The organism is Niabella aquatica, assembly GCF_054779315.1.
Genome location: NZ_BAAGYM010000003.1, coordinates 193,133 through 215,888, shown reverse-complemented (window position 1 = coordinate 215,888; position 22,756 = coordinate 193,133). Strand labels below are relative to the sequence as shown.

At 40.9% G+C, this 22,756-nt stretch carries 19 protein-coding genes; 4 read left to right on the top strand and 15 right to left on the bottom strand.

Translation table 11 applies throughout. The features are described 5' to 3' along the window. Positions 1-59 precede the first annotated feature (59 nt). Genes ACYVBM_RS02475 through ACYVBM_RS02460 form a run of 4 tightly spaced genes read left to right on the top strand, consistent with a single transcriptional unit; the run spans position 60 to position 8,385 of the window. Positions 60-2,153, top strand: a complete 2,094-nt coding sequence (locus ACYVBM_RS02475; protein ID WP_460684030.1) for a beta-glucosidase family protein — start codon at positions 60-62, stop codon at positions 2,151-2,153. Continuing rightward, the gene (locus tag ACYVBM_RS02470) at positions 2,141-3,550 is read left to right on the top strand and encodes a sulfatase family protein (protein ID WP_460684029.1); all 1,410 of its coding nucleotides are present in this window, start codon (positions 2,141-2,143) and stop codon (positions 3,548-3,550) included. The genes ACYVBM_RS02475 and ACYVBM_RS02470 overlap by 13 nt, the downstream gene beginning before the upstream one ends. A gap of 57 nt (positions 3,551-3,607) precedes the next feature. Further along, positions 3,608-4,426, top strand: a complete 819-nt coding sequence (locus ACYVBM_RS02465; RefSeq protein ID WP_460684028.1) for a glycoside hydrolase family 16 protein — start codon at positions 3,608-3,610, stop codon at positions 4,424-4,426. A gap of 59 nt (positions 4,427-4,485) precedes the next feature. After that, entirely contained in the window at positions 4,486-8,385 is a 3,900-nt protein-coding gene (locus tag ACYVBM_RS02460) for a hybrid sensor histidine kinase/response regulator (RefSeq protein WP_460684027.1), read from the top strand. A gap of 546 nt (positions 8,386-8,931) precedes the next feature. Here ACYVBM_RS02460 and ACYVBM_RS02455 read toward each other — a convergent pair. The 15 genes from ACYVBM_RS02455 to ACYVBM_RS02385 form a co-directional block, all read right to left on the bottom strand. Then, positions 8,932-11,310: a multicopper oxidase domain-containing protein gene (locus tag ACYVBM_RS02455; protein WP_460684026.1), complete on the bottom strand. Its 2,379-nt coding sequence runs from the start codon at positions 11,308-11,310 to the stop codon at positions 8,932-8,934. A 72-nt stretch (positions 11,311-11,382) separates the two neighbouring features. Beyond that, a complete protein-coding gene (locus ACYVBM_RS02450; protein WP_460684025.1) occupies positions 11,383-11,826 on the bottom strand; it encodes a DUF3347 domain-containing protein in 444 nt (147 codons plus the stop codon). A gap of 16 nt (positions 11,827-11,842) precedes the next feature. After that, positions 11,843-12,058: a heavy-metal-associated domain-containing protein gene (locus ACYVBM_RS02445; protein ID WP_460684024.1), complete on the bottom strand. Its 216-nt coding sequence runs from the start codon at positions 12,056-12,058 to the stop codon at positions 11,843-11,845. A 149-nt stretch (positions 12,059-12,207) separates the two neighbouring features. After that, positions 12,208-12,585 (bottom strand): YidH family protein, encoded by a 378-nt coding sequence (locus tag ACYVBM_RS02440; RefSeq protein ID WP_460684023.1) that lies wholly within the window; start codon positions 12,583-12,585, stop codon positions 12,208-12,210. 225 nt (positions 12,586-12,810) lie between these two features. Further along, positions 12,811-13,392: a YdeI/OmpD-associated family protein gene (locus tag ACYVBM_RS02435; protein WP_460684022.1), complete on the bottom strand. Its 582-nt coding sequence runs from the start codon at positions 13,390-13,392 to the stop codon at positions 12,811-12,813. A 10-nt stretch (positions 13,393-13,402) separates the two neighbouring features. After that, complete coding sequence (locus ACYVBM_RS02430; protein WP_460684021.1) at positions 13,403-13,786, bottom strand: DoxX family protein; 384 nt, start codon at positions 13,784-13,786, stop codon at positions 13,403-13,405. 5 nt (positions 13,787-13,791) lie between these two features. Continuing rightward, a complete protein-coding gene (locus ACYVBM_RS02425) occupies positions 13,792-14,256 on the bottom strand; it encodes an SRPBCC family protein (RefSeq protein WP_460684020.1) in 465 nt (154 codons plus the stop codon). A 36-nt stretch (positions 14,257-14,292) separates the two neighbouring features. Continuing rightward, positions 14,293-14,625, bottom strand: a complete 333-nt coding sequence (locus ACYVBM_RS02420) for an ArsR/SmtB family transcription factor (protein ID WP_460684019.1) — start codon at positions 14,623-14,625, stop codon at positions 14,293-14,295. A 211-nt stretch (positions 14,626-14,836) separates the two neighbouring features. Continuing rightward, entirely contained in the window at positions 14,837-17,251 is a 2,415-nt protein-coding gene (locus tag ACYVBM_RS02415; protein ID WP_460684018.1) for a heavy metal translocating P-type ATPase, read from the bottom strand. 78 nt (positions 17,252-17,329) lie between these two features. Beyond that, positions 17,330-17,893 carry a helix-turn-helix domain-containing protein gene (locus ACYVBM_RS02410; RefSeq protein ID WP_460684017.1) on the bottom strand — a complete coding sequence of 188 codons (564 nt, stop codon included), beginning with the start codon at positions 17,891-17,893 and terminating at the stop codon, positions 17,330-17,332. A 64-nt stretch (positions 17,894-17,957) separates the two neighbouring features. Then, positions 17,958-18,446, bottom strand: a complete 489-nt coding sequence (locus ACYVBM_RS02405; RefSeq protein ID WP_460684016.1) for a GDYXXLXY domain-containing protein — start codon at positions 18,444-18,446, stop codon at positions 17,958-17,960. After that, positions 18,433-19,506 carry a DUF4401 domain-containing protein gene (locus ACYVBM_RS02400; RefSeq protein ID WP_460684015.1) on the bottom strand — a complete coding sequence of 358 codons (1,074 nt, stop codon included), beginning with the start codon at positions 19,504-19,506 and terminating at the stop codon, positions 18,433-18,435. The genes ACYVBM_RS02405 and ACYVBM_RS02400 overlap by 14 nt, the downstream gene beginning before the upstream one ends. Further along, the gene (locus tag ACYVBM_RS02395; RefSeq protein ID WP_460684014.1) at positions 19,496-20,452 is read right to left on the bottom strand and encodes a DUF2157 domain-containing protein; all 957 of its coding nucleotides are present in this window, start codon (positions 20,450-20,452) and stop codon (positions 19,496-19,498) included. The genes ACYVBM_RS02400 and ACYVBM_RS02395 overlap by 11 nt, the downstream gene beginning before the upstream one ends. A 254-nt stretch (positions 20,453-20,706) precedes the next feature. Next, entirely contained in the window at positions 20,707-22,092 is a 1,386-nt protein-coding gene (locus ACYVBM_RS02390) for a LutB/LldF family L-lactate oxidation iron-sulfur protein (protein WP_460684013.1), read from the bottom strand. A gap of 42 nt (positions 22,093-22,134) precedes the next feature. Continuing rightward, positions 22,135-22,725, bottom strand: coding sequence for a DUF3109 family protein (locus tag ACYVBM_RS02385; protein WP_460684012.1), 591 nt, complete (start codon positions 22,723-22,725; stop codon positions 22,135-22,137). Positions 22,726-22,756 lie beyond the last annotated feature (31 nt).

The window sequence follows — 22,756 nt, the reverse complement described above, 5'->3', positions numbered from 1 at the left end:
ATACCCAACTGATAAAACAAACCAGTATGCATTGCCGTACCTTATTTTTTTCCTTACTGATGAGCGTAGCTTTAAAAAGCTATACACAATTTAATATTCCTGATACCAGGGTAATGCAGCAAGCCAATAAATTGCTTGTCCGAATGACCTTGGAGGAAAAGCTGCTTTTTATTACAGGTGGCCCCAAAGCTACGATTAACGGAATTCCCCGTTTAGGGCTGCGGCCAATTCGTATGTCAGACGGGCCTTTGGGCATAAAGGCACAGGCTGAAGGTGAAGATGCCGTAAAAATTAATGCCACAGCGTTCCCGTCGGCAATGACCATGGCTTCCACCTGGAATAATCATTTACTCTATGAAATTGGCAAAGCAATAGGTTCCGAGTCCAAGTATAATGGGGTAGATATATTATTAGGCCCGTCTGTGAACATGGTACGGATACCACAAAACGGCCGGAATTTCGAATATTTTGGAGAAGATCCTTACCTGACCGGCCAATTAGGAGTAGCGTATATCAAAGGTTTGCAAAGTCAAAAAGTGTTGGCCAATGTAAAGCATTTTGCAGCTAACAATAGTGAGTTTAACCGTTATAAATCTAACTCTGTTTTAGACGAGCGTACACTCCACGAAATTTACCTGCCGGCTTTTGAAGCGGCAGTAAAAGAAGGCGGCTCGGCCACGGTAATGACGGCACATAATCTCTTGAACGGCTACCATAGTTCGGAAAATGCCTTTTTATTAGATACTATCCTGCGCAAAAATTGGAATTTTAACGGCTTTGTCATTTCCGATTGGTTTTCCAACTACGACCTTATTCCTACGGCCCGATACGGCGTAGATCTTGAAATGCCTATACCGCGGATAATGATGCAAGAACAAATGTTAAAGGCCCTTAAAAATAAAGAAATCAGTGTTGAGGATATTGATAAAAAAGTAAGGAGGATACTTTATACCTGCCTGTACTTCAATTTGTATGAGCAACAAAATGCGCAGGCACCTGATTTGGGACAACATGCCAGTATTGCCCTGCGTACCGGCGAAGAAGGAACCGTACTTTTAAAAAACAGCGACAACTTTCTTCCTCTTGCTAAAAAAAATATCAAAAATATAGTTTTACTGGGCAGGGCTACCGTAGAAACACCTTCATATGGTGGCGGTGCTGCAGGTATGGATGCCAGACGCAAGAGAAATATGCTTCATGAAATACAGCACCTGGCAGGCAATAATATCAATGTTAGTTATTTTGAAAATACAGATGTCAATGGGGTTGCTGAAAAACTTAAAACAGCCGATATCGTACTTATTTCGGTAGGCTTCGATGCAAAAACAGAGGGTGAAGCCCACGACAGACCCTTTAGCCTGCCTGAGGACCAAAATAAGCTGATACAACAGGTAGCTGCCATTAATCCAAATATTGTAGTAGTGCTGTATGCAGGAGGTTCTGTGAATATTTCGCCCTGGATCAACGAAGTAAAAGCACTTTTTATGCCCTGGTATTTAGGTGATGCGACGGGACATATTATAGGTCGCATTATCTTTGGCGAGATCAACCCATCTGGCAAGCTGCCCATCAGCATTGAAAAAGACTGGAAAGACTCCCCGGCCTTTAAGAGCTACGATACCTATGCGAGTGAAGCTAATATGCCCGCGTTATTTAAACCTTTTTATGAAAAAATAAATGGTGTTGTAGATTCAAAAAGTAAAATAGATACCCCCTATGAAGAGGGGATATTTATGGGATACAGGCACTATACCACCAGTCAGATTGAGCCTTTGTTTCCTTTTGGCTTTGGACTGTCTTATACCAGTTTCAACATAACTGATTTAAGGACTTCATTCAAAAACGGTAATATTATGGTGATGCTTAATGTAAAAAATACCGGCAAGATAGCGGGTGCCGAGGTGGTACAAATTTATGTTGGAGATGACGAAGCCAGTATAAAACGGCCGGTGAAAGAATTGAAGGCGTATGAAAAGATTTTTCTTAAACCGGGTGAACAGAGGCAGCTGACTTTTTGCCTCACTAAAAAAGACCTTAGTTTCTGGGACATTAACACTCACAGTTGGAAGGCCGAAACAGGCTATTTCACCATCTATGCTGCAAGCTCATCTGCCGATAGCAGTAATCAAACAAAAGTATTATGGAAAGAATAACGCATTACGCTATACTGGCCTTAATTGCCGCTGCCTGTTCTTTAACCTGCCCGCAGGCAGCAGCACAACAAAAGCCCAACATTATTTTCATTATGACCGATGACCAGGGCTATCGCGATGTAGGCAGTTATGGTTATGGCAGCAAAAAGCTGGTTACGCCTCATCTTGATGCCATGGCAAAAACAGGACGCATATTTACCAATTATTATGTTGCAGCTAATGTTTGTACCCCATCAAGGGCAGGAATACTTACGGGCTGTTACCCGCAGCGCATTAATATGGAGCAGGTGCTTTTTCCTCAAACAGGCCCCGCTTATATAAAAGGTAAAAACCAGCATGGGCTCAACCCCAACGAAGAAACGATTGCATCGCTTCTAAGGGATAACGGTTATACAACTGCATGTACCGGTAAATGGCATCTGGGATACCAAACCGGGTTTCTGCCCTTGCAGCATGGATTTGATGAATTTTTGGGGATTCCCTATTCGCACGATATGATACCTCAAACTGATAGCCTCTATCCTCCGCTACCTCTGATTAAGGGCAACAAGATACTTCGTATCAACTTTCCGCTGGACAGCCTTACTCAAACGTTTACCGATTTTTCTGTCGATTTTATCAATCGAAATAAGCACAGGCCTTTCTTTTTATATCTTGCCTATTCCATGCCGCACGTACCGCTGGCGGTATCAAAAAAATATGACGGTATTACCAAAAAAGGACTTTATGCCGATGTAATTTATGAAATAGATGCTTCAGTGGGACGTATCATGCAAACCCTGGAAAAAAACGGGCTTGATCGGAACACACTGGTTATTTTTACTTCTGACAATGGCCCCTGGCTAAAATTTGGCAATCATGCAGGCATGGCTTATGGGCTTAAAGAAGGTAAGGGAACAACATATGACGGGGGCCACAAAGTGCCTTTTATTGCCCAATGGAAAGGTACTGTTCCTGCAAATTCTACCTGCAATGAGCCTTTATCTGGAACAGATATTTTACCTACGTTAATTTCATTTGCAGGAGCAAACCAGCCTAAGCTGAAAATTGACGGGCACAATGCAGGCTATTTATTCACTGAAAAAAAACCATCGCCTAATAATAACCCCATTTACTTTTTTAACGCTACCGAACTGCAGGCTGTACGCCAGGGTAGCTATAAATACCATTTTGCTCACGGATATGATAGTGTGACAGTAAAGGGTAACAATGGCAAACAGGGCAGCTCTGCCCGGCAACAACAGCAGGAAGCCCTCTATAATATTAAGAACGATCCGGGAGAAAAAATAAATCTCATTAATACCCGTAAAAAAACAGCACTTGAGCTTAAAAAAACTGCCGAAAGTTTTATAAACGAAATAAAAATCAATCAAAGGCCTAACGGAAGAATTAAATAGATCTCATACGCATTATCAACAATATTTTCTTAGTAACCGAATTGTACATCACAGAATATGAAAGCAAAAATTTTAGTAAATTCATTGATTATTGTTCAGTCATTCCTGATCATACAATGCTCTGCCAAATCTGTTCCCGGCCAACAGCCTTCCGAAAGCCTGGTAACGGATACCTCGGTCAACCGGAAACTCGTTTGGAGTGACGAGTTTAACGGTAATGAAATAGACAAGACGAAGTGGGAAATCGCACATAGCAAACGACGTACGGATCCTGCCGGAAGGGATGCGTGGTGGCATAAGGACAATGCTTATGTTCAAAACGGCAATCTGGTAATCCGCACTTCAAATATTGATGGCGTTTATGCCGGTGCAGCCATTGATACCAAAGGTAAATTTGAAAGGGCTTTTGGCTATTACGAAACCAGGGTAAAGTTGCAAAAAGAACAGGGCCATTGGGGCGCAGTTTGGCTGTTTGCAAAGAGCGTAAACAATGTGGGCGATGAAGGACGCGATGGCACCGAAATAGACATCTTTGAATCGCCTTATATTGGTTTGGGTAAAGATAGTATCAATGCTGCTCTGCATTGGGATGGGTATGGTGCCGCACACAAAAAAGCCAACAAGGTAGTAACCGGTATGAATTTAAATGATGGAAGCTGGCATACTTTTGCAGTAGAGTGGACTCCTGAAATGTATAAATTTTATTATGACGGAAAATTAGTGTGGGAAACCAATGAAGGCGGCGTTTGCCAGGTACCGTTGCACATTATTATTTCTGATGAGGTGGGTGACTGGGGTAAGCAAGTCAACATTTTTAAGGCAAATTTGCCCGATTATATGCTGGTAGATTATATACGTGTTTATGATAAAAAATAATTAAGGAGTTTGAAAGCAATTTTCATGTCATTATCCCTATATCGTTTATTTTGCCATTAATGATAAAGCGGTTAATATTTTCCTGCCTGTCAGGTATCTGTTCTTTGTTGACATTTTCCCAACAGAATTTTCAGTCCGTTATGGTGGAAGACGGCCTTGAAAACAATATTGTATTTGGAGCGGTACAGGACAATAAACATTTCTTGTGGTTTACCACCATGTCGGGTATTGACCGGTATGATGGCAAATCATTTGTTCACTATAACCTGCCCAATGAAAATCAGGAGCCAAGCTTCGGTTTTAAACAGGCTATTAATATTGTAAAGGATAGTGAAGGTCAGCTTTGGACTTCAACTATTCAGCAACTATACCGGTACAACGCTGTTTTAGATCGTTTTGAATTTGTGCTCAAATACCCCAATGGTCCCGTTATTACATCCAATATTTTTGCCGACGATTTTAATGGTATATGGATAGGCACTAATAAAGCGCTATTCAGATACGACGGCAATAAAAAAAAGCTGTTTAGCGTGGGTAAAACCGGCGCAGAAGCCTGGGCCTTTAATGAGGATGCCGACAAGCGTATATGGGCAACATCGTCTAAAGGTATATATTGCTTTACCTACAACAAGCAATTAAAAGACTACGTGGCTACGGAAGTAAAAATGCCGGTAAAATTAGAACCATTGTCTACGTTTTACGACCGGTCTGACCGGTTGTGGATTGGCACCCTTGAAAAAGGGTTGTTGATTTTTGATGTTAAAAATCAACGGTTCCTGAACACTTCTGCTATTAACCATTATATCAAAAATACGGCAATCAGAGGAATTGTTTATATTGACAAAAAGAAACAGTATGTACTGGGCACCGATGGCGAAGGGCTGCTGTTTGTTTCCGAAGATTTAACGGTGGCAGCACACGAAACCTACAACCCCGATAACCCCCTGTCTATTTCAAGCAATAGTGTGCAAAGACTTTACAAAGACAGTTTTGACCGGTTATGGATCACTACTTTTGGCGGTGGTGTGAGCTATACCTCGGATAAACTACCTTTCAAAAACTTCACCCATGAGATCAATAACCCGAATAGTTTGCACAATAACATGGGACGCAGCTGTACAGAAGATAACCAGGGCAGGATTTGGTTTGGTACCAGCAAAGGACTTAGCATCTATAATCCAAAAACAGGCCAGTGGAAATACCACACCTTAGACTCAAAAGGGGACGGTGCCAATATTTTAACCTTACTGAACACAGGCGATGGTTATATTTGGGCAGGAACTTATGGGGATGGACTCAAAAAAATTAACACTGCCACTGAAAAAGTGGAGCATTATTTTGCCGGTGATGGAAGCAATTTAAAAAGCTCATTAAGCACTAACTATGTTTTTAGTTTATATCAGGACAGCCGTAAAAATATCTGGATTGGGGGCATCCGCGGGTTGTTATCGGTATTAAATCCTCAATTATCCGTCATTAACAGTTACCCGGTAAGAGATATCCATACTCTTATAGAAGACAGGAACGGCAACATGTACGCCGGTGGAACCAGCGGCCTTACATTTATTAATACCCATACCAATGCGGTAACAAAAATTGACTTTTCCGAAAAATATCAGAATATACAAATATTTGCACTTCAGCGTGATGGAGATAAATTTTGGATGGGAACGCGAGGCTCTGGCTTATTACTTTGGCATCCTCAAAAAGGAATCATTAAGCATTATTTAGAGAAAGAAGGGTTGCCTTCAGCTATTGTGTACGGCATCCTGCCCGATGAGCAAAACAGACTTTGGCTAAGTACCACGAATGGCCTGGCCTGTTTCACCTATAGCAGCCAGAGTTTTCAAAACTACAATTGGGCCGATGGCCTGAGAACCAGCCAGTTTAACAGCTCGGCTCATTATAAAACCTCGAAGGGCGAAATGATATTTGGTGGCACTAACGGTTTCGTAATGTTTAATCCCTCGCAAATCAAAGAAAAATCATACCCCTCCAGAATTGTATTTACAGATTTTAAAATAGCTAATCAAAGTGTGATTGTAGGTGCTGATCATTCACCAATCAACGAGCAGGTAGACGATTTGTCGGAAATTAAACTCCACCACAATCAAAATTCCATTTCTTTCCATTTTGTAAATATTTCTCCTCAAAGCGCTGATAAAAATACCTATACGTGGAAACTAAAGGGGTTCGATAAAAACTGGTCGCCTCCTTCTGCTATAGGAAGTGCCAATTATACCAATCTGGATCCCGGAACCTACGAATTCAGTGTCAAAGCACTTAACAATCCTTACAGTAATCACCAACGCAATATCCGTATTGTAATAGCCAGCCCGCTTTATCGTACCTGGTGGGCCTATTCGTTGTATTTTATATTACTGGCTTTACTTTTTACAGCATTGAGGTTTTACCTGAAGGCACTGCTGGCCCGTAAGAGAGATAAAGAGCGGCTGCAGTTTTTCGTTAACATTGCTCACGATTTACGTACCCCGCTAACACTTATTAAAAGCCCCATCAGTTCCATTCTTCATAAAGCTGATTTATCAACTGAAGACAAGAAAAGCCTGGACATAGCTGAACGTAATGCCGACAGGCTGATGCGATTGGTTACACAGCTGATGGATTTTCAGAAGGCTGATGCTAATAAAATGAAAATAAAGGCAGACCGTTACAACATAGTAGCCGTTTTGCAGCATATCCTGACCTATTTTAAACCACTTTTTGAGGACAAAAAAATCAGCCTGTCCTTCCAGCCCGGTACGGCAGAAATTTTAGTATGGTTTGACCGGGATAAGTTTGAAAAAATAATGTACAACGTTATTTCTAATGCTATTAAATATTCTAAAGAGCAGGGAACCGTTACCGTACATGTACAGGCAGATGACCATTACTGCCATATCAAAGTTATTGATAATGGAATAGGCATACCAGAAAAACAGCAAAAACAGATATTTCAAACCTATTACCGGGCAGACAATGCTATAAACCTGCAGGAAACAGGCAGCGGTATCGGGCTGATGCTCACCAAACAATTGGTAGAGCTGCATAAAGGCACTATCAGTTTTTTGAGCAAAATGAATTTTGGCACAACGTTTAAGATATCTTTTCCCCTGTCTGACCATTTTACCATAAAGGAAAAAATAAGCGAAAGCGCAGATCCGGATGAAGGTGTTAATGGCAAAAAAAGCAGAAAAGGAACTCAGTTGCTCATCGTTGAAGACAACCTGGAACTGCAACGTTATTTAGAGAAAGAACTCTCTAAATTTTATAATGTTGATGCTGCTGCAAACGGAAAAGAAGCGCTGAAGCTGGTAAAGCAGCATAGTTATGACCTTATTGTAAGTGATATTATGATGCCTGAAATGAACGGTTATCAATTGTGCGCTTTTCTTAAAAATCAAATATCAACCTGTCATATTCCTGTTATACTGCTTACTGCAATACATGATGATGAATACCGGATAGAAGGATATACGGTTGGGGCTGATGATTATGTACAAAAGCCGTTCAATATGTTACACCTGAAAACACGTATAGAGAACCTGCTGCACAATAGGGCGATTATAAAAAACAAGTTCTTTAATACTTTTGACAAAAATGCTAATGGCGCAGAAGAAGATCCTAATTTTATTTTTATTTCAAATGCCACGCAAATTGTAACTGATAATATTCAAAATCCACAGTTCTCCATTGATATGCTGTGTAACGAACTGGCAGTAAGCCGGTCCGTATTGTTCCGGAAACTGAAAAATATTTCTGATATAGCTCCGCAGGATTTTATTAAAAATATAAGGCTTAAAATTGCAGCGGAATTGCTGATGTCTAAAAAATATTCTATTAACGAAATAACTTACATGACTGGGTTTTCAGACTCCAAATATTTTAGCACCTCGTTCAAAAAGAAATTTAAGCAATCACCTACAGCGTTTTTACGCGATAACGAGCAGGCATATTAAAAGGATGGTCAGTATTTGAATTACAATTCTCCAGCCGAACTGAAATTCATCAACAGGTATTGCTATTTAGATTTGTGCATGTAAGCCGATTTTGGCCTGGAATAGGATGCCGCGGGAATAAAGATAAAGCATCGTTGTTTAATGAGATATGATGGTTCGGTGTGAAAATAATTAGGGCTTGCTGTTTGACTGCCACGAATGCACAAATGTGCCGTTGCAGAAGATATCGTGTAATTCGCTATTATAACCTGCGTATTATTCTGCATGCATATTTTCAATTTAAGAGCAAAATCCTTGCAACAAAAAATCTTGCGATTCGTATTCAAAGCAAAAAAAGTATTCACTTCAAATTAACACATGCATTTTTACAAAATATTCGTGCATTCGTGGCTGTATTTAATGTTTTGCGGAATTCTCACAGAGCATTCGAGTTAACCAGCAGGCCCTAATTAATAAGCTATATAACAGGTAATGCTTACAGGCGCTGAACGATTTGATTATATCTTATAAAGATGAGTGCTGTTTCAAAATAGGGGCATTACTATCTTAATAGTTGAATGATAATCCCACGCCAAAGCCCATATCACTATCGTAGTGCGCCCTCACACCCATATATCTTGTAAGTATATATCGCAGGTCAGCCATGTACTCTTTATCAGAATTCACCATAAAACCGGCTCTTAGTCTTTTGGAAACCGGGATGTCTTCCCGCATCAGCGACAAACGGAATATGCCATCGTGATACATTTCTGCCTGTACATTAATCAGCATTGGAAGGGTGTACATTGCCCCAAAACTTAAGGCAGCCCTGTTGTCTTTTTTATTCATCTGGCCAAACAGGTTTTTCTCTTGTTTATCCATTCCCAATTTACGATATCTCCAGTCGAAACCTATAAACGGCATGAGCCATTGCATTTTACCCATATATCTGCCTAAATGGGTCTCTGTTTCATAACCGTGCATATTATTATAACCTAAGCGCCACTCAGATCCTAAACGCCACCTTGCATTCATCAGCATTAGTTCGCCATCATTACCATTAGTGGCAAAATCGTTCTGTGCCATAAAGTGAACCATATTGCTTTCATGCTGTAGCTTACGATATGCTTTTGCTTTATCGGGCAACTCAGGATTGTTATAGTCATCTATTGCAAAAACCCTGTTCATTCCCGCCATCATGTGGTATAATATATGACAGTGAAAAAACCAATCGCCTTCGGTATTTGCCAAAAATTCTATGGTATCAGTTTCCATCGGCATAATATCGATGATATTTTTCAATGGTGCATGATCGCCGTGCTGGTTCAATACCCTGAAATCAAAACCATGCAGGTGCATCGGGTGCCGCATCATCGAATTGTTGTAAATAGTAATCCTTAATATTTCGCCTTTCTTCACCGGTATCTTATCACTCTCAGAAAGTACCCGGTTATCCATACTCCATACATAGCGGTTCATATTCCCGGTAAGGGTAAACTTCAACTCCTTAACGGGCGCTTGCTTTGGCAATCTGGTATTGTATGGCGATTGGAGCATTCCATAGTTTAATGTAATGATATCGTTTGAAGCACCGGCATTGTGATGATCATGATTTTCTTTCATCTTCATATCTGCGTGTCTAAGATGATCCTGGCCTTCTTCTTTGCTTTTCTTCTTTTCTTCCACCATATTCATATCGTGACTTTGATGGTCGTGTCCGGTATGGTGCCCGGGAATTTTCTTTGTACTCTTTGTCTTTTCTTTACCTGCAATTTCGGGGTACATCACCCTGTTCATATCCATCTGCTGCAGGTTCATATTCATGCCCATATCATCTAGGTCACCATTCATCTTCATCATACCGTTCATCATTTTCATGCCCTCAAAATATTCCAGGCGGGGCAATGAGCCGGCATACTGCTTTTCCCCGTTGCCTATGAAGTAGCTCGCAGATTGTGTACGGTCTTCAGTAGTTGCCATAAACTCAAAAGCTTTACCATTTTCGGGAATGGTAACTACAACATCATAGGTTTCAGATACAGCAATGAGCAGCCTGTCCACATCCACAGGCTCCACATCGTTTCCATCGCTTGCCACAACGCTCATTGTCCCACCCGCATAATGCAGCCAGAAGTAAGATGAAGCGCCACCGTTGGAAATGCGTAAACGTAGTTTGTCCCCCGCTTTAGGAGGTTTGCCATCAATGTATTTCAGTTCCGTAATGTGATTGCCATTCAGTAAAACCCTATCGTAATACACATCGCTTACGTCCATGGCCAGCATGCGCTTCCATTCGTTGGTAAGCTTGGTTTTTAAATGTCCGCTGCGGATGGCTTCGGCATAGCTTTGTGTTGAACCTTTTTTTATAGCAAACCAGTCGCTTGCGTTGTGCAGCATACGGTGTACATTTTCGGGTTTTAGATTGGTCCATTCGCTGATCATAATGGGTATAGCCGGCAGATCGTCAATTCCTTTCCGCGGAGCCTTGCCCTCAGCTTTCCCTGCAGACGAGGAAACATCTTTATGCATAATAAAGCTGCCATACATCCCTATCTGCTCCTGTAACCCTGAGTGTGAATGATACCAATGCGTGCCGTTCTGAATAATGGGGAAGCGATATGTGTAAGTTTCTCCCGGTGCAATTGGTTTTTGTGTAAGCCAGGGTACACCATCTTCTTTATTGGGCAGGAATACACCGTGCCAGTGCAGGGAAGTGCTTTCTTTTAGCTGGTTATGCACTACGATTTCCGCAGTATCGCCTTGAGTAAATTCAAGCGTCGGCATCGGTATCTGCCCGTTTACGGCAATGGCTCTTTTTGCTTTGCCTGCATAGTTTACGATAGTGTCTTTTACAAATAAATCGTAATGCACTACTTTTTGGGCAATGCCGAGCCGGAAAACAAAAAGTGTTAATATGCTTAACGATAACAGTTTTTTTGAAAGCATATTTTTGACCCGTTTTAAAATCGTGTTGAAATATATTTTGAAAGGCGCCGCTCATCAGCGATGCCTTAAAGATTATGATTTTGTTTCTGCCACCTTTCCGCACGTAAGCATTGATGAACCGTAGTAAGGATTTCTGATTTCTTTCTCTTTACTTAACCAATAAGCTTTCTTCATCGGGCAGTATTGATAATAGACTGCCTGGCCTGCCTTGTTGTCGCTTTTTACAAGCTTCCACATTATAGTAGATACATCATTGAACGCCGCTCTTTGCTTTTCAATACCACTTGCCTGGCTTAGCTTTTCAGTGGCTTTCAGTAACGCATCTTTTAGCTCAAAACTCCTTTCGTCTTTTACTGATTGATATAGTATGCTGATAGCCTGTGAAGCGTTTTTGCTATCGCTGTTTACCAAAGCGTTCTTTACGTTGATGTAGCTGTTCAGGAAGTGATCCGTGTTTTGGGCAAATGCTGTACACCCCGCCAATAATATTACCAGCATTATTAAACTCTTTTTCATTGTTAATATTTTACGTTTATAAAATCTCTATTTTAAATCCTGCTTTCTGTACTGTTTCTATTATTTCTTTGCCGGTAATTCCTTCTGATTTAACGGTAAGCACCTTGTCTTTATTGTTGATGTCTACATTCCATTCACCAATGCCTTTTGCGTTATCTAAATAAGGTTTTACTGATGTTACACATCCGCCGCAATTGATATTTGTTTTAAACTGAAAATTTTTATGTTCCATTTTCTTTGAATTTACACGTTAATAATGAGTACAAAGTTCAACATAAGAATGCTGCCAGCTATTGTGTTATTTCCTGTTTGATTTATGAGATTTACGGGTTTAAAGAACTGGCAGGTCCGGATGATTAAAAACCTCCCGCCGCGCCGGGCTCAGATATTTTTGATCAGGTACCAGATCAGGATAACGCTTATAAGTACCATGCCAGCAGTAAGATAAGTGATTAGCGGATTAGAGCTGGAATAGTTGTCCGAGGCAATCTGTTTTTCTATCTTCTTGTAATTGATATAGGCCATGGCAGCGGTTAACGAACCTATTGCAACCAGTATAACACCTATAATACCTGAATATCCTGTTGGGGGAGCGGTTACCTGTTTGCCAACGATTTGTGAAACCTGCCTGATAAACATTGAAAATTTAACCACAATAAAGCCAAAGCCCATGATTCCTATGCTGGTTCTGATCCACGCCAGGAAAGTTCTTTCATTGGCAAGATGGTCATTGGGTTTCCCTTTTTGTTTATTTTCCATTTTTTATACCAAACATACAAGAAGCCTGCCGGACTGCAGTCAGATTTTCCATTTATAAATGCTACAATGAGGAAAGCGTAATACAGCGGCCTATTACTTTTCTACAGCAACCGGGGTGGCATCATCGGACACCGGGCATCTTTCCTGCAAACGATAAATAATTTGAACGAGCTTTGTCGGTTCAATATTGCACCACATCCTTACGAACGATGCAGATCTTGTTTATCAGTCATCTAAACCTTTGTTCTCAAGAATTTTCGGAATATATTTTTCAATCCTCGCTTGCCTTGTTTTGGATTGTTTGGCCTGGTTGAAGTAAAGTAAATATCCTTTTTGCCGGCCGGGTGTCAGGGAGTAAAATGCTTTGTTTAATGCTTTATTCTGGTCTAAAACTTTCTGAAACTCTTCGGGAGCAGGATGGCCGGCGGTCGTCTTCATTGTTACTTTCTTTCCCGATTTTTCAACGGTAATGGCTTCTTTAATATAATTTTTAATAACGGGTTCCAGTTGTGTGATTTGTTCTATATTCGTAAACCTGATTTGTCTTGCCAACTGCACATTTTCGGTTTGCTGAATCAATATATTTTCAGGGTCTTTCAGCAAAGCGCCTTTATGAAACAATAAGGCACAATATTCCTTAAAACCGTGAATGAGTACGATGTTTTTCCCTTCAAAGGTGTAGCAGGGATGCATCCATTTGTAATCTTCTTCAAGCGATGGGTTTTCACGAATGATTTTACGTAATAAGTGAAATTCGTCTTTCCATTTTTTTGCCTTTCCGAAAAATTGTTCTGCCTGTCCGTTCATTGAAGTCGATTTAATTCTTTTCAGGAATGATTTTTCTATCGGCTGGCCGGAAATACCATGATAAAACCGTTACCGATAATAGTACTAATGAGGGAATAGCTTCAGCAAATGATTGTCCAGCTACTAAATGTGAAACAAACGCGCCTGACATGACAAAGAAAAATCCTGCGTAAGCCCATTCTTTCAGTAATGGAAATTTAGGGATAAGAATCGCAATAACACCTAACAGTTTCCATACGCCAAGGATGCTTAAAAAATATAACGGATAGCCCAATGCGGCTACTATTTCATTGTAACCACCTATTTGTAGTAATTGTTGTATGCCTCCTGCCGTCATTCCTATTGACAGAAATAGGGTTATAATCCAATAGACGATTTTATTTCGCTTTTTCATATTTGTTATTTTAGTTTATGGATGATTTCCTGTAGCCTGGTATGTGCCATATTGATGCCTTGTGCAAAATGCATTTGCAATAACTGGTTTCTGAATTCAATGGACTTGAACACAATGTGCATTGTGAGCTTACTTGTATCGCCTGTTAGGTTTTCAAACTCCAGGTATTCAAGCTGAACAGGAAAGGACGTGTTTTCCATTTCAAATGTTCGTGTAATTCTTTGGTTCGGAATAAATTCGTGTATTGTTCCGTTTGCCCTGAAAACGACGTTGCCATTGTGCGATGTTTCAAAAGCATAAGAGCCGTGTTTTTTATTTTCCATTTTCAGCACTTTCGTTCCCATCCATTGCTCAAAAAGTTCAGGCTCTTCATAAGCTTTAAAAAGATGTTCTACAGGCAAATCAAATTCCCGTGTAATGATGATTTCCTGCTTTCCCTCTTCGGCATAGACTTTTGTTTTTTGTTCCATTGTCTATTTGCTTTTATAGTTTTTACTCACTAATGATTATTTCCTTTTGTATTCCTGAATTTTCGATTTCATTACGGCTTCCAGTTTATTAAACCTGTCGTCCCACATTTTGCGGAAAGGCTCAATGAAATCCGCTACCTCTTTCATCTTTTTACCATTGATGCGATAATGAACTTCTCTGCCGCTTTGCTCCTGCTCAAGTAATTCGCACTCTGTTAGAATTTGCAGGTGTTTTGAAACAGTGGGCCGTGCCGTGTCAAAATTTGACGCAATCGCGCCTGCTGTCATAGATTGGGATGCAACTAACAGCAGTATGGCTCTTCTTGTAGGGTCGGCAATAGCCTGAAATACATCTCGCCTTAAATTCATCAGTTGGTTTTTTATTTATTGGATCGCGCTTTGTTTTATTTATGAAGTCATTTGGCTACAAATATAAGTGTAGTTATTTGGCTACGCAAATTATTCGGAAATTTTTTTACCAGGCGAAACCTACTTGCTTTGCGTTAATGATGGCTGCCGGGCAGGGTTCTTTTGTGAATCTAAACGAAACAAAAGAGGTGATGCCCAAATGGAAATAAGCCTATTTCTTCCACCTCAGGCGCAGGCTGTTCGTTACTACGCTTACGCTGCTCAATGCCATTGCTGCACCTGCGATCATTGGATTTAATAAAAAGCCGTTAAAAGGATAAAGAATACCTGCTGCAATTGGAATACCGATCACATTATAGATAAATGCCCAGAACAGGTTTTGTTGAATGGTGGCTACGGTTTGCTTAGACAGGCGGATTGCCTGTGGTATCCTGCTAAGATCAGATGAAATGATCGTCATTTTAGCCACATCCATTGCAATATCACTTCCCTTACCCATAGCAATACTTACATCTGCAGTGGCAAGGGCGGTACTATCGTTGATTCCATCTCCTACCATTGCAACAATTTTTCCTTGCTGTTGCAATTCTTTTATAAAGTCCGCTTTATGCTGTGGTAATACTTCTGCCTTGTAATGCCTGATGCCTGTTTGCTGCGCAATGGCCTGAGCAGTGGCTTCATTATCGCCCGTAAGCATATAGGTTTCTATGCCCATTTCCTGCATTTGCTTAATAGCAGCTACCGATGTTTCTTTAATCTTGTCTGAAATAGCGATTACTGAAAGTGCCTGTTCATTATCTGCAAACCATATTACTGTTTTGGATTGTTCACTCCATTTATCCGCTTGTTTTAACAACTCATCTGCAATATTGATATTGTTCTCTGCTAATAGTTTTTTATTACCGGCGAAATAAGTTGTATTATTACAACTGGCTTTTGCTCCTTTACCTGTAATGCTGTCGAACCCTGATAAGTACATAGCGGGCACTCCTTCCAGATGTTTTACTATTGCTTCGGCCAATGGATGTTCTGATTGCTTTTCAATGCTTAATAAAATATTTTTAGTTGTATCATCATTATGCAGCCATTGGATGCCAGTTACCTGCGGCCTGCCTTCGGTAATGGTTCCGGTTTTATCCAATACAACGGCCTTTATTTTCTTAGCCAGCTCCAGACTTTCGGCATCTTTGATTAAAATGCCGTTTTCCGCTCCTTTGCCTACACCTACCATAATAGCTGTAGGGGTAGCCAATCCTAATGCACAGGGACAGGCAATTACCAATACCGTAACGGCTGCCAATAGCCCCTGCACCGTACCATTATCACCACCCAATAACAACCATAATACAAAAGTAAGTATGGCTATTGCTATAACTATCGGAACAAAAATACCTGCAATCTTATCGACCAGTTTTTGTACAGGTGCCTTACTGCCCTGCGCATCCTGCACCATTTTAATGATCTGCGCAAGCATGGTTTCTTTACCCACTTTCAAGGCTTTAAACCTGAAGCTGCCCTTTTGGTTGATCGTTCCGGCAAATACTTGGTCGTTTTCTTTTTTCAGTACCGGAACAGGCTCCCCGCTCAGCATACTTTCATCTACGTATGAACTCCCAGAAATCAGCATTCCGTCTACCGCAATTTTTTCACCGGGCTTTACCAGGATAATATCACCTGCGTTTACGGCCTCAATGGTTGTGTGTTTTTCCGTTCCGTCCGCCTGTATCACCAATACGGTTTTGGGCTGTAAGCCCATCAGCTTTTTAATAGCCGATGAGGTGCTTCCTTTGGCTTTTTCTTCCAGTAGTTTTCCTAACAGAATAAATGTGATCACTACAGCTGCTGCTTCAAAATATACGTGAGCGTGCAGCCCTCTTTGATGCCAGAAATCTGGAAAAAGCATATTGAATACACTGAAAATATAAGCAATGCCGGTACTCAGTGCCACCAGCGTATCCATATTGGCAGAACGATGCCGTGCCTGCTTCCATGCATTAATGAAAAAATCTTTTCCCATCCACAATACAACAGGTGTTGCGAACAGCCACATGATTTCATTGGCATAGGAGATCTCCATAAAAAACATCCCTGTCACCACTACCGGGAGCGTTAGTATAATTGCCCATAAGGTTTTGTTTTTAAGTTGCTTGAATTGATGAGCATGAATAGCTTCCAATGTTTCCTGCTGTTTGGGTTCCTCTTCTACGAGTAAATCATAACCAACGGATTGTACCGCTTTCTGCAGCTTCGCAGCATCTGTGATGTTGGGTAAATATTCTACAGTAAGATTGCCTGTAGCAAAATTTACAGAAGCATTAATCACGCCCTCTGCATATTTAACAATGCTTTCGGCGCTATTTGCGCAGGAGGCACAACTCATGCCCAATACAGGAAAAGTATTTTTAACAGTGGTAACGCCATATCCCAGGCCTTTAATGGCTTTAACTGCTTCTGCCACAGCTTCGTTGTCTTCTGCGGTAATAACTGCCCTGCGGTTGTTCAGTTCTACCTTATGACTCTCTACACCTTTAACCTGCGCCAGCCCTTTCTCTACAATTAGTGCACAATGCTCACTTTCTACATTTTCTAAAGGCAGATATATTGTTTGTTGATGATTTGTTGCCATAGCCTGTATATTACAATACAAAGTTGGCAATAATGCCTGTGGCAGCTATTGTGCAATTATGGAATTGATTTGTAATATTTACACTTCGTCCAAGGGCTTTCTTTTATCTTCCCTGATCTGTTTAAAATGGCTTGGAGTAAGTCCGGTCACTTTTTTGAACTGGTTGCTTAAATAGGCCACACTTGAATAATTTAAACGGGAAGCAATCTCGCTTAACGATAACTCATCGTACTCCAGTAGTTCCTTTACCTTTTCTATTTTCTGAGCAATAAAATATTTCTCAATAGTAGTGCCTTCTACTTCTGAAAACAGGTTCGACAAGTAGTTGTAGTCGTGATGTAATTCCCGGCTTAAAATGTCCGACAAATTATTTTTAGTATCATTATCCTGGTAGTGCACCAGGTCGATAATAACATTTTTTATCTTCTCAATGATCCTGCTTTTTTTATCATCAATAAGCTCGAACCCGAGAGTGGTCAATACTTTCGCCAATAGTTCTTTTTCTCCTGGTGTAGGCTCTTTTTTAAGTGTTACTTCGCCCAGCTTAATATTTTCAATAGCTAAACCGAGCTTTTCCAGTTCATTCTGTACCACCATAATGCAGCGGTTACAGACCATATTTTTTATAAAAAGTGTGCTCATATTTATTCCTCACCGCTTTCGGCATATTCTCAAAAATAGACCTATGTAGGTGTATATACAATCTTTATTCTATTTTTTTCAAATCCTCGTCATAAAGTCCTGTTAACAGGCTGTTTCCGTTTTTGTCTGTTTTTATGCCTCCGTATTTGGCCTTGTCATATCTGGCTGCATGCCCTTCCTGGAAAAAGAAAGATGCTGCTCCTATGTTAATGCTCCATTGATCCGGAGAGGTATATTCAATAAGATACTCTCCTTTATTCAGGGGTGTCCGGTGCTCTTGAAATCGGACGCGCCTGGCTATTTGATTTGTGTCTGGCAGAACAACGCAATAACCACGTTTTGTAATGTTTGCAGAACCAATATCTTCCGAAATTTTATAGCGCAAAGCCATGTAATCTCCCTGCATTAAAGAACGGGGGTCAACAGGGGCAAGCTCCAGCAATATCAATTGCCCGTTCTTTAACAGTGCCTCTTTTTTCGCAACAGAGTTATTGAAATAGATCAGTAAGAAAATGAGGTTCAGCAATATAATGAACCATTTATATTTTTTCATTAGTAGTCAGTTTCTTGTGGGTGAATAAATAAAGTGATATAAAAAATACGCCGGTTAAAAGCAAGAGGACAGATTTGGTCAGCAGCGTAAAATGAAGATCATAATAATACTGTGCAATAAAGTATATGAATGCAATAATACCCAAAACAAAACCGGTTGTATAGTTTACCAGGAAGCCCAGTAAAATGATCAGAACGGCACCTGGTATGGCTGGCGACAATGCGGATGGCAATAATATAAGAACGGCGAAAATGTATATGACGGTTTTATGCTGTGCCCTGGTTATATTCAGCATACTAAACAGAATGAATATCAAATAAAGTATCGCAGCAATAATGATTACAGATGATAGCCATATATAGTCTGGCGATACAGGAACGAGGTCTTTTTTACCAAGAAATACCAGACCTGCCAAAAATGATAAGATCAATCCAGCTCTCGCAGGGGCGTAAAGTCTGGCTAATGCTTTACCGGCTGTAATTATTTTAGATTCTTTCAGGAAAAGATACGCTACAGCCAGTGCAAGTGCTGCAACGTAAATATGAATAAGATCGTAAGCTTTGTTTAATATAATGAGCGTTAAAATACTTCCGTTTATTATCAGAACAGCAAGAAAAGAAAGAATGTAATGCGGCACTATACTTAATGAGAGAAACGCAATAAGTATAAAGGCTATACTAATAGTAGTTCCGGTTATTTTTAAGCCACCCATTCCCAGTCCCAACAGGATAAAGCCAATGATAAAAAAGGAAACACTTAATGTGTCGATAATTATTTTATCATGCTTTTTGTTGATCCAGACAGCACCGACTATACAAAGTGCTCCAAAGATTAATAAGCCCGGGTTGGATCTGTACAGCCCTGCAATAAAAAGAAAGCCCAAAAGGGCAAGGCTTGCCAGTAAGCCGCCCAGAACAGACAGTATTTTTATAATCAGCGATTGATCATCGTTACTTTTTTGATAAGCAGACTCAATAGCCTCTTTATTGTACCGCAGTTCTTTCTCCTGAGTAGTTTGTAAATAATCCAGCAGTTCTTCTATGTGGTCCTTATTTCTCATTTTTCCATTTCTTTTGAAAAGTGACCAGGTTTTTGATAACCAAAGTAACGGAGGTTATAATAAACAGGCCGACTAGCAGGAACATCATTTCTCCATCTGATATTTTGATAAACAAGGCTGACATGATTACAATAATACCGAAGGGAATGATAGCAAGATAAAAACCGTTTTTTGTTTTCAGCGCGTACCATATACCTAATGTAAATCCTGTTAAAGTAAGTAAGATCAATACAGGGAAGGCAACCTGGTGATCATCAAAAATCCCGGTAATAATCCCGGTAGTAGCGGAAATTACAGCAGCCAGCGCCACTGTATGCAAGAACCAGACAGGCATGTTGGCCATTTTCCTGTACCTGGCAATTAAAGCAGCAGTAACCGGTACAGCGGCATTAATGATGAAAAGCAGGGTAAAAACAAGCACTTCCGACCAGTTCCCCGCAACCTGCTGCGCGTACAAAATAAGTGTTGTATTGATCAGAATTAGGTATAGCAGCCATAAAGGTGCAAAGCCTGCAACAAATACCCATAAAGTTATAAAAAGCGTCCAGGCCAGGAAGAAGTCATATGCATTGGCGCCTGTTTGATAGATCTGTCCGAATACGGCAAACAAAACGCCTACCAGAACCGCTGCAGCAGTAAGTATGATATTCCTGCCGGTAATATTGATTTTAAGAAATAATACAAGGCACGTTGTTGCAATGATCAGCAGCTCTATAAGCCCTGTTTTAGTAAACCTGTGCAGATCTGCCCAATTGTAAGCAAAGAAAAAAACGATCCCCGATGCCGCAAAACCAATACCAAGGCTTATAAAAAACAGCAGCAAAAATTTTTGCCATGCCTCTTTATTATGATATACATTTTTTTTCAGGATTTTGTCAGCTCCTTGCTCGGTTAAGCTGCTATGTCTGCTAATGATATAAATGTCTTCCCGCTGTATATTTTGCATCGGTTTTTTTTAAGTTGTTCGTTTTCAGTATTCGCTTTTATTAAAGTATTAAAGAATAGCGATCTGAAAAAATATTATACAGAGGCTAAAAGCAAAGGCCCAAAGCTAAATTATAAGTCATTGTTATTACATGAAGTATAGTAGCTCTATACAGGCTTTGTACAATAACTCTTTACCCGCCAGGCGGCGCATCAGGCAATTACCGCTAACAACTGAAGCGTCTCTGCATTTCCAGAAGAAATGAGCCAGGCCGGTTAATCTTTAGATTCTTTCCTCCGCTCAGCCCACAATTCGTTAAAGGACTTTTTAGGGAACACAAGCCTGCTGCGATCTTTAGTCCAGGCGTCTGCAATAGAATTAATTACCTTTGTTTTTATATTACCATTGGCTATATTCATCCATCTGCGCTTCAGCATTCCCGCCTTCCACATTTTCCAGGCTACTTTTTCTGCCAAAGGAGCATGGCCCTGCTGCCGTGCTTCGTGGCGGTTTTCCAAAAGCAGTTCGTGAAGATTTATTCTTACCGCACATACTTCGGTACAGTTACCACAAAGTGAAGAAGCATGGCTTAAGTGCTTCCATTCCTTCATAGGCTTTAAGTGCGGTGTAATAACAGAGCCGATAGGGCCGCTGTAGGTAGTGTCATAAGTATGGCCGCCAATATTTTTATAAACCGGGCAGGCGTTTAAGCAGGCTCCACAGCGGATACAGTACAGGGCCTCGCGTGTTTTTTCATTGGCCAGCATATTGGTGCGCCCGTTATCCAGCAGTATTACGTACATTTCTTCCGGGCCATCCGTTTCTCCGGGCTGCCGGGGGCCGGTAACGATCGTACTGTAAGAAGTGATACGTTGTCCTGTTCCAAAGGTGGCCAAAAGCGGCCAGAATAATGCAAGGTCTGTCATTGAAGGGATCATTTTTTCAATGCCTGCAATTACAATATGCGTTTTCGGCATGGAGCAGCTTAATCTTGCATTTCCTTCATTTTCCGTAATCGCAATGCCACCGATATCCGCAATGATAAAGTTGGCTCCTGTAACGCCTACTTCCGCTTCAGCATATTTCTGGCGCAGCTTATCGCGGGCTATGAGTGTTAGTTGTTCTGCACTAAGACCGGGATCAGTACCCAGCTTATCGGCAAATAACCTGGCAATGTCGGCCTTGCTTTTATGCATGGCCGGTGTTACAATATGATATGGGGTTTCGCCATCCAGCTGCTGGATGTACTCCCCTAAATCCGTTTCGATACTTTCAATACCATGCGCTTCCAGATGCCTGTTCAGGTGTATTTCCTCGGTAACCATGCTTTTGCTTTTTACCAGCGTGCGGCAATTTTTTGCTTTGCAAATGGCCACGATCTCATCCATAGCCTGTTTAGCATCTTCACACCAGATCACTTTTGCGCCGCGGCCTGTAATGAGCGCTTCAAAATTTTCAAGCTGCTGGTCCAGGGTCTCAATCGCCTTCCACTTTAAGTTTTTAGCCCGTTCACGGGCAAGGGATACATCAGCAAACTGTTTTTTGCCTGCAGGCACAGAGGCATTGTACCGCCCGATATTAAAGTTGATAACCTGGCGGTGATCTCTGTCTGCTGCTTTTTCTTTGCTTTTCTTTTGAAAGGCTGTAGATGAATGGGACATATGAAGAAATAACAGATAGGTTTAAGAATGTAAAGGCTTTGCTCAGGCTCCGTTTTCATGCGCAGCTACAGCTTGCTCCAGCACCTCGTAAAATGCAGCTCCGTATTTTCTTATTAATGGTTCTTTTAAAAACTGGTAAACCGGAACCTTTAATTTTTCTCCCAGCTTACACGCAGGGCTGCATAGCTTTTTACGTGGTTCGTAATTCAGGCGTTCGTAGTCTCCATGCCTGCCTTTGTAAGCTATAATGGGGTACAGGTGGCAGCTGATGGGTTTTTTCCATTGTATTTTTCCATCATTATAAGCCTGCTCAAACGCACATTTGATCAGGCCATTCTCTTCACGGTAAGCGTAAACGCAAATTTCATTATCACTGGGCAGGGTAGGAGTTACCCAGCCAAACTCATCATCATACAGGTACCTGCCTTTTTTTTCTACTTCTTCAATGGCATCTTTGGTCATATAAGCCTGAATGATCTCGTAATATTGATCCACCTCTTTCAGCTCCTCGATGCTTAACGGTGCACCGGCGTCGCCTTCTTCACAGCAGGCGCCTTTACATTTGGAAAGATCGCACACGAACTGAGCCTCTGCCACATCGTCGCTAATTATTTTGTTGTCGATTATAATCATTATGCAAAAGTAATGCAATGCAACGGATCGG

Coding starts and splice junctions, on each gene's coding strand:
- ACYVBM_RS02475 (WP_460684030.1), top strand. CDS start 60: ATGAGCGTAGCTTTAAAAAGCTATACACAATTTAATATTCCTGATACC.
- ACYVBM_RS02470 (WP_460684029.1), top strand. CDS start 2,141: ATGGAAAGAATAACGCATTACGCTATACTGGCCTTAATTGCCGCTGCC.
- ACYVBM_RS02465 (WP_460684028.1), top strand. CDS start 3,608: ATGAAAGCAAAAATTTTAGTAAATTCATTGATTATTGTTCAGTCATTC.
- ACYVBM_RS02460 (WP_460684027.1), top strand. CDS start 4,486: ATGATAAAGCGGTTAATATTTTCCTGCCTGTCAGGTATCTGTTCTTTG.
- ACYVBM_RS02455 (WP_460684026.1), bottom strand. CDS start 11,310: ATGCTTTCAAAAAAACTGTTATCGTTAAGCATATTAACACTTTTTGTT.
- ACYVBM_RS02450 (WP_460684025.1), bottom strand. CDS start 11,826: ATGAAAAAGAGTTTAATAATGCTGGTAATATTATTGGCGGGGTGTACA.
- ACYVBM_RS02445 (WP_460684024.1), bottom strand. CDS start 12,058: ATGGAACATAAAAATTTTCAGTTTAAAACAAATATCAATTGCGGCGGA.
- ACYVBM_RS02440 (WP_460684023.1), bottom strand. CDS start 12,585: ATGGAAAATAAACAAAAAGGGAAACCCAATGACCATCTTGCCAATGAA.
- ACYVBM_RS02435 (WP_460684022.1), bottom strand. CDS start 13,392: ATGAACGGACAGGCAGAACAATTTTTCGGAAAGGCAAAAAAATGGAAA.
- ACYVBM_RS02430 (WP_460684021.1), bottom strand. CDS start 13,786: ATGAAAAAGCGAAATAAAATCGTCTATTGGATTATAACCCTATTTCTG.
- ACYVBM_RS02425 (WP_460684020.1), bottom strand. CDS start 14,256: ATGGAACAAAAAACAAAAGTCTATGCCGAAGAGGGAAAGCAGGAAATC.
- ACYVBM_RS02420 (WP_460684019.1), bottom strand. CDS start 14,625: ATGAATTTAAGGCGAGATGTATTTCAGGCTATTGCCGACCCTACAAGA.
- ACYVBM_RS02415 (WP_460684018.1), bottom strand. CDS start 17,251: ATGGCAACAAATCATCAACAAACAATATATCTGCCTTTAGAAAATGTA.
- ACYVBM_RS02410 (WP_460684017.1), bottom strand. CDS start 17,893: ATGAGCACACTTTTTATAAAAAATATGGTCTGTAACCGCTGCATTATG.
- ACYVBM_RS02405 (WP_460684016.1), bottom strand. CDS start 18,446: ATGAAAAAATATAAATGGTTCATTATATTGCTGAACCTCATTTTCTTA.
- ACYVBM_RS02400 (WP_460684015.1), bottom strand. CDS start 19,506: ATGAGAAATAAGGACCACATAGAAGAACTGCTGGATTATTTACAAACT.
- ACYVBM_RS02395 (WP_460684014.1), bottom strand. CDS start 20,452: ATGCAAAATATACAGCGGGAAGACATTTATATCATTAGCAGACATAGC.
- ACYVBM_RS02390 (WP_460684013.1), bottom strand. CDS start 22,092: ATGTCCCATTCATCTACAGCCTTTCAAAAGAAAAGCAAAGAAAAAGCA.
- ACYVBM_RS02385 (WP_460684012.1), bottom strand. CDS start 22,725: ATGATTATAATCGACAACAAAATAATTAGCGACGATGTGGCAGAGGCT.